At 47.2% G+C, this 5639-nt stretch carries 4 protein-coding genes; 1 reads left to right on the forward strand and 3 read right to left on the reverse strand.

Annotated elements, in window-relative coordinates:
* Positions 1 to 79 precede the first annotated feature (79 nt).
* A complete protein-coding gene (locus R7035_RS24865) occupies positions 80 to 214 on the forward strand; it encodes a hypothetical protein (protein ID WP_257898055.1) in 135 nt (44 codons plus the stop codon).
* Between the two features lie 97 nt (positions 215 to 311).
* On the opposite strand, the gene R7035_RS24870 is transcribed toward R7035_RS24865, so the two are convergent.
* The 3 genes from R7035_RS24870 to R7035_RS24880 all read right to left on the reverse strand — a co-directional run.
* Complete coding sequence (locus R7035_RS24870; RefSeq protein WP_203347286.1) at positions 312 to 3494, reverse strand: efflux RND transporter permease subunit; 3183 nt, start codon at positions 3492 to 3494, stop codon at positions 312 to 314.
* Between the two features lie 13 nt (positions 3495 to 3507).
* Complete coding sequence (locus R7035_RS24875) at positions 3508 to 4734, reverse strand: efflux RND transporter periplasmic adaptor subunit (protein ID WP_203347287.1); 1227 nt, start codon at positions 4732 to 4734, stop codon at positions 3508 to 3510.
* Between the two features lie 223 nt (positions 4735 to 4957).
* Positions 4958 to 5639 (reverse strand): Tn3 family transposase (locus R7035_RS24880; RefSeq protein ID WP_206947111.1); only part of this gene is annotated, 682 nt, incomplete at its 5' end.

The following is a 5639-nucleotide window of genomic DNA, read 5'->3' on the forward strand; positions in this document are numbered from 1 at the left end:
CCCACCTCCGCAGCCATTTATTGGTGTGGTCTACAGAGGATTATGTCTTTTTAGAGGGGAAAATCCCTAGAACCCCAAAATGGCGGAGAATGAACATATTGATAAAGAGATTTTCCACCTGCTTTTAACGAGCGGTGTTTATCGCAACTATGCAGAGCGGTATTTATCGTCAGAGTTAATGGACGTCGACGATATTCAACAGTTTCTAGACTGAACAAAAAATAACGGCTGGAATTGCCGTTGAGTCCTTAACGAAAAAAAGGCAGCCCCAAATAGCACGGGCTGCCTTTCTAATCACTCAAAATAAAGGATTAGACAGTGGATTCGTTAATCGGCTCTAGTGCAACTTGCTCTGTGTTGTCACTCTGCTCTTTAGGAGTACGTTTAGCCAATACGTAGTAGAACAGTGGCGTGAGTAGCAGACCGAATATGGTTACACCAATCATGCCAGAGAACACAGCGATACCCATTGCTTGTCTCATTTCAGCACCGGCACCAGTAGAGAACACCATTGGAACCACACCCATGATGAAGGCAATCGACGTCATCAAGATTGGGCGAAGACGTAAGCGTGATGCTTCAAGAACAGCCTCCATCACAGTGCGACCTTTATCTTGCAACTCTTTGGCGAATTCTACGATTAGGATGGCGTTTTTAGTTGCCAAACCAACCAGTACGATTAGACCAATTTGAGTGAAAATATTGTTGTCGCTACCCCATAGAATCACACCGCTGATCGCCGATAGAAGCGTCATAGGAATGATTAAGATGATTGCCATCGGAAGACGTACACTTTCGTATTGCGCAGCAAGTACAAGGAACACCAACAAGATAACCAGTGGGTAGATCAACATAGCTGTATCACCGGCCAACTTCTGTTGGTAGGTCAGCTCGGTCCATTCGTAAGTCATGCCAATCGGTAGTGTCTCTGCAAGGATCTGCTCAATCGCTGCTTGCGCTTCACCTGAGCTGAAACCTGGCATAGGGCTACCATTGATCTCTGCTGTGGTATAAGCGTTGTAATGCATCACACGGTCAGGACCAGCACTGTAATTCACATCAACAAACGCGCCTAAAGGAATCATTTCACCGTTCGCATTTCGAACCTCTAGTTGGCGAATCTGCTCTGGTGTTTGGCGGAACTCTTCGTCGGCCTGAACGTTCACTTGGTATGTGCGACCAAAGCGGTTGATATCATTGACGTACGTGCTCCCCATGTAGGATTGCAGGGTAGAGAAAACATCGTCTAATGATAGGTCTTGCTTGAGCGCTTTCGTACGGTCAACATCCAGGTCTAACTGTGGAACATTAACTTGATAGCTTGAGAACACACCAGTTAGTGCCGGGTGCGCCCATGCTTTCATGATCACTTGTTGAGTGACACCGTATAGCGCTTCGTAGCCGTGGTTCGCTCGATCTTGGATCTGCAAACGGAAACCGCCAATCGTACCCAGACCCTGAACCGGTGGTGGTGGAAAGATCGCGATGAATGCATCAGGGATAGAAGCAAATTTTTGGTTCAGCTGACCTGCAATCGCATTTGCGCTAAGACTCGGATCTTGACGCTCGTCGAAATCAGCCAACGGAGTGAACACGATACCGCTGTTTGGACTATTGGTGAACCCGTTAATGCTCAGACCTGGGAATGCAACGGAGTGTTCAACGCCTGGTTGTGCCAAAGCAATCTCGGACATCTCACGAATCACTGCATCGGTACGCTCAAGTGAAGCCGCGTCTGGCAGTTGCGCGAATGCAACCAAGTACTGCTTATCTTGACCCGGCACATAACCCGTAGGAGTCTGATCGAATTGGTAAGCCGTTAAGCCAAGCAGGCCAACATACATCACACCAATCAGTGCGCCAAGTCGAATGCTCTTCTTCACCGCGTAACCGTAAGCGATAGAACCTTTGTTAAATAGCTTATTGAATGGGGTAAATACGAAGCGTCCGAACAAGCCATCCATTGCACGCGTGAGCCAATCTTTCGGTTGGTCGTGACCACGTAACAACAGGGCAGAAAGAGCCGGGCTCAAAGTCAGCGAGTTAATAGCTGAAATGAACGTTGAAATAGTAATGGTCAACGCAAACTGTTTATAGAACTGACCCGTTAAGCCAGACATAAACGCAGTCGGGATGAATACCGCAGCGAGCACCAACGTCGTCGCAACAATTGGGCCTGTAACCTCTCGCATCGCTTTTTCTGTCGCCGCAATAGGAGCAAGACCTTCTTCGATGTTTCGCTCGACGTTTTCGACCACCACGATCGCATCATCAACAACGATACCGATAGCGAGTACTAAGCCAAACAGTGACAGAGCATTTAAAGAGAAGCCCATTAAGTACATGAAGGCGAACGTACCAACTAATGAAACCGGAACCGCAACTAATGGGATGATCGATGCGCGCCAAGTTTGCAGGAACAGAACAATAACTAGTACAACAAGTAATACCGCTTCAAGCAGTGTCTGCACTACCGCTTCAATAGAACCACGAACGAATACCGTTGGGTCGTAAACAATCTCGTAGCTCACACCTTGAGGGAAGCTAGCTGACAGCTCTTCCATTTTCGCTCTTACGTCATCAGAGATCTGAATCGCGTTTGAGCCAGAAGCTTGGAAGATTGGAATGGCAACTGCGTCTTGGTTATCAAGTAGTGAACGAAGTGAGTAGGTTTCGGCACCTAATTCAATACGAGCGACATCTTTCAAATGGTTGATCTGACCATCTTCACCAACCTTGATGATGATGTTCTCGAACTCTTCAACTTCGCTTAAACGTCCTTTGACATTAATAAGCAACTGGAAGTCTGACGAGCCACTTGGTTGAGCACCAAGGCTACCTGCTGCAGCTTGTTGGTTCTGTTCGCGAATCGCAGAAATGACTTCACTAGGGTTGAGGTCCAGGCTTGCGACCTTGTTTGGATCAAGCCAAATACGCATGCTGTATTCGCCACCACCAAACAGGCGAACGGCACCCACACCTTCGATTCGGGCAAGTTCATCTTTAACGTTAAGCGCTGCATAGTTCGCAAGATAAAGTAGGTCATAACGCTCATCAGGCGACACCAAGTGAACGACCATGGTTAAGTCTGGTGATGACTTTTCCGTCACAACACCAAGTCGCTGAACGGTTTCAGGCAAACGAGGTAGGGCACGATCAACACGGCTTTGAACTAGGGTTTGCGCTTTGTCTACGTCGGCACCAATGGCAAAGGTGACGGTTAACGTCATCACGCCATCAGAAGTCGCTTGAGAAGACATATACAGCATGTCTTCTACGCCGTTAATCTCTTCTTCGAGGGGAGACGCGACGGTATCCGCAATCACTTTCGGGTTCGCACCCGGGTAAGTCGCTGTTACAACGACAGTCGGAGGTACAACCTCGGGGTATTCAGTGATAGGCAGTTGCCATACTGACAATGCACCACCGATGAATATGAGTATCGACAGCACGGATGCAAAGATCGGCCGACGAATAAAGAACTGGGAAAACATTGCAATGGTTCCTTTATTGCTTCACTTGCAGAGTCAGTAGCTCACTGCGCTGCTGGTCTCGTAATGCTTGTTGCTGGCGAATATTGGCAAGGGTGTTTTCATCAGCCATTGCAACTTCATCGGGCGTAACAGGCATGTTGGCACGAACGCGTTGTAAGCCATTGACGACAATCTTTTCGTCGCCTTTTAGGCCATCCAATACAATGCGCAGACCGTTAAGGCCTTCACCAAGAGAGATTGCTCGGTATTGGACAATATTGTCATCGCCTAAAACCAAGACATACTTGTTATTCAGATCGGTACCAATCGCCTTGTTATCAATCAACACACCTTGGTAGCTATCCGAGCCAGCGATACGCATTTTGGCGAACATACCCGGTAAAAATTTCTTATCCGCATTATCAAAAACGGCGCGAACTTGAATGGTTCCCGTTGCTTCGTCAATCGCATTGTCTACAAAGTCGATGTAACCGATATGAGGGAAATCGGTATCGTTAGCCAACGACATTTGGACGACATTTTCAATTTCACCATCCGCTGAGATGAGGTTATTAATCTCTTGATATTTAAGGAAACTACGCTCATCAATGTCGAAATAAGCGTACATTTTCGAAGTAGATACCAGTGACGTAAGAACGGTTTGACCCGTAGTTACATAGTTACCTTTGGTCACCTCTGCGAAAGAAACTTTGCCTGCAATCGGCGCGCGAACTAGAGTGAATTCAAGGTCTAGTTCCGCTTTTGCCAAAGCAGCTTTAAGAGCTGAAACACTTGCAACGCTACGCTGCTGATCTGCAAAACGCGCATCAACGGTCTCTTGAGAAATTGCTTTAGTTTTGCTTAGTCTTTGTGCACGTTCATAATCTTTGATTGCTTGGTTCAAGCTTGTTTGAGCACTGCTAAGTTCCGCTTTCAAACGGTTAACTTCAGCAACAAACAAACGATTGTCGATTGAAAAAAGCACGTCTCCAGCTTCTACGAGATGGCCTTCACGGAAGTGAACACGGTCTACGTAACCCGATACACGAGGCATTACGGTGACGGTTTGAGGTGATTCTAATCGACCAGTGTATTGATCAAGCTCGGTAACCTGTTCTACAAGCACTTGTGCCACTTCAACCGTTGGTGGTGGCGGTGCTGATGCAGGTGCTTCGGCGCGTGAATCTTGACATCCAGACAACACCAATGGCGCTGCAAATGAGATTAGTAGAAGAGGCGTTCTAAGGTGTTTGCCTACCATCTCGCTATCCTTATGTTAGTTTTGTACCGATCGGCATAATAATCCTGACTTTTGATATTGATCAAGTAAAATTTATAGAATGAATAGTTACAACATATGGACAACGTATGCCTGCCGCATTACCATTTAGGGGTTCTAGGGATTTTCCCCTCTAAAAAGACATAATCCTCTGTAGACCACACCAATAAATGGCTGCGGAGGTGGTTTACTTTCAGCTTGGAGCCTAATCATCCACTATCGGCCTTGTTATTTCGCCAATATTGGGCAATTTCCCAGTATTAGTGAAGTTATACGTTCCGCTTAAGTTGATATTTTGCCACGCAACGGGCGAAACAGCACGAGTGATACCCGCTTTCTCTTCATCTCCTCTCGCTTCAAAGTGTCCCAGCAGATGACTCAGTATCGCGGAGTTGAAGTAGATGATCGCGTTGGCAAGCAATCTTGCACATTCATTCCAGATAGCGATTTCACTCTCGTTTTTGCCTCGGAACTGATCGCCATTCACCGACGCAATAGCCCGTCTCAGGAAGTGCCACGCTTCTCCCCGGTTAAGGGCACGCTGAACGTACTGCCGCAAACTGGCATTGTCTATGTAATCCAGTAAATATTGCGCTTTGACCAGTCGATTATACTCCGTCAGCGCCTGTAATGTCGGGTGCCCCGAAGGATAACCAGACAACTTTCTTACCAGCATTGCCTGTGTCGTTCGCTTTGTCTGAAGTGACAGAACAATGCGCCTAATATCCTGCCATCCCGTTTCGATGACATTCGTCCTGATGGGCTTTTTCAGGGCAAGGTTGGTGCCGCCGTGTTCATTTTCAGTTACGGCAAACAGATCATTGATGACACTACTGAACTGCGCGTATCGCGGTGCAAAACTGTAACCGCATAGATCCAGTAAGGCG

It is taken from the genome of Vibrio sp. 1731 (assembly GCF_033339955.1).
GTDB classification, from domain to species: Bacteria; Pseudomonadota; Gammaproteobacteria; order Enterobacterales; family Vibrionaceae; genus Vibrio; species Vibrio alginolyticus.